This window comes from Streptomyces sp. SID13726, assembly GCF_010548375.1.
Taxonomy (GTDB): Bacteria; Actinomycetota; Actinomycetes; order Streptomycetales; family Streptomycetaceae; genus Streptomyces.
Map to the genome: position 1 here is coordinate 1 of NZ_JAAGLY010000358.1, position 469 is coordinate 469.

Genomic DNA, 469 nt, shown 5'->3' on the forward strand with positions numbered 1-469 from the left:
AACGCCTCGCCCGACTTCCCGAAGGACACCGTGCTCGGGGGCGCGCACCTCGCCCCGTTCGGCTCGGGGTCGCACATGCGCGGGATCCCGGGGGACTACTACTCGCCGTCCCGGTTCGTGCGCGCGGCGTACGTGAACGCCCACTACCCGGCCAAGGACGGCGAGGAGGAGAACGTCAGCCGCGCGTTCCACACGCTCCAGCAGGTCGCGATGGTCGAGGGCAGCGCGGCGATGGGGACGGGGGAGTTCGAGATCACCGTCTACACCGGGCTTTTCTCCTCCCGGACGTCGACCTACTACTGGAACACGTACGAGGATCCCGCGGTCCGGAGCGTCGCGATGACCGACCACGCGACGGACGGCTCCGAGCTCGTCCTGCTGTAGGGCGCGGGCTACCTGTCCGTCAGGAGCCCGCGCGCCCGACCAGGGCCGTGGAGCCCGCCGGGTCGACGCCGGCCTCGTACGGGTC

Annotated in this window: 1 protein-coding gene; it reads left to right on the forward strand. The window is 71.2% G+C overall.

Translation table 11 applies throughout. The annotated features are described in order from the left end of the window. On the forward strand, window positions 1-384 hold a 384-nt coding region (locus G3I78_RS48060; RefSeq protein WP_164436924.1), incomplete at its 5' end, for a linear amide C-N hydrolase. Window positions 385-469 lie beyond the last annotated feature (85 nt).